This is a genomic window from Fibrobacter sp. (assembly GCA_024399065.1).
Lineage (GTDB): Bacteria > Fibrobacterota > Fibrobacteria > Fibrobacterales > Fibrobacteraceae > Fibrobacter.
The window spans coordinates 1-1,073 of record JAKSIB010000117.1 but is presented as its reverse complement, the minus strand read 5'-3'; the positions used below and the strand labels follow the sequence as shown (position 1 = coordinate 1,073).

The 1,073-nt window shown below is 51.7% G+C and carries 1 rRNA gene; it reads left to right on the top strand.

Going from position 1 to position 1,073, the window contains the following annotated elements:
- Window positions 1–142: 142 nt before the first annotated feature.
- A 23S ribosomal RNA gene (locus MJZ25_16735) occupies window positions 143–1,073 on the top strand; the annotation flags it as partial.

Here is a 1,073-nt window from a genome sequence, read left to right as displayed (position 1 = left end):
ACGATCTTTGACATACTGGAAAGTTTAATTGAAGAAGCAGATAGAGACTTCGGTATAGATACTGAAGTTGACATTTGAAAACTTAATCGCAAGATTACTGAGTTACTTACCGGTTTAGAACCGGAACGAGTACGAAGAAATAAAAGAAGTAGGAAAGGGCAACAGGCGGATGCCTTGGCTCTCGAAGGCGAAGAAGGACGTGATAAGCTGCGATAAGCACGGGGGAGGTGCAAATGACCTTTGATCCCGTGATTTCCGAATGGGGCAACCCGATGGATTGAAGATCCATCACCATTTTATGGGGCGAACGCCGCGAACTGAAACATCTTAGTAGCGGCAGGAAGAGAAAACAATTGTGATTCCCTGAGTAGTGGCGAGCGAACGGGGAAGAGCCCAAACCAGTGGGTTTACGGACCTATTGGGGTTATAGGACCACGTGGTGGCAAGAAGCGAGCGAGCGGAAGCAGATGGAAGTATGCGGCACAGAGGGTGATACCCCCGTATGCGAAGCGAGCGGAAGCCTAGTGGAATCCTGAGTACCCCCGGACACGAGGAATCCGGGGCGAATTCGCCGGGACCATCCGGCAAGGCTAAATACTCTCGAGAGACCGATAGCGCACAGTACCGTGAGGGAAAGGTGAAAAGAACCCCGAACAGGGGAGTGAAAGAGAACCTGAAACCAGTTGCCTACAAGCGGTCGGAGCCCTACGGGGTGACGGCGTGCCTTTTGCATAATGATCCTACGAGTTACCTTCACTGGCGAGGTTAAGGGGTCGAGCCCCGGAGCCGAAGCGAAAGCGAATCTGAAAAGGGTGTTCAGTCAGTGTGGGTAGACGCGAAACCGGGTGATCTACGCGGGACCAGGTTGAAGGGTGGGTAAAACCACTTGGAGGACCGCACTGATAAGCGTTGAAAAGCTTACGGATGAGTTCTGTGTAGGAGCGAAAGACCAATCAAACCCGGAGATAGCTCGTACTCCCCGAAATGCATTTAGGTGCAGCCTGGGACTGACAATACAAGAGGTAGAGCGACTGATAGGAAGCGAGGCTTTCACCGGCTATCAATTCCTGATA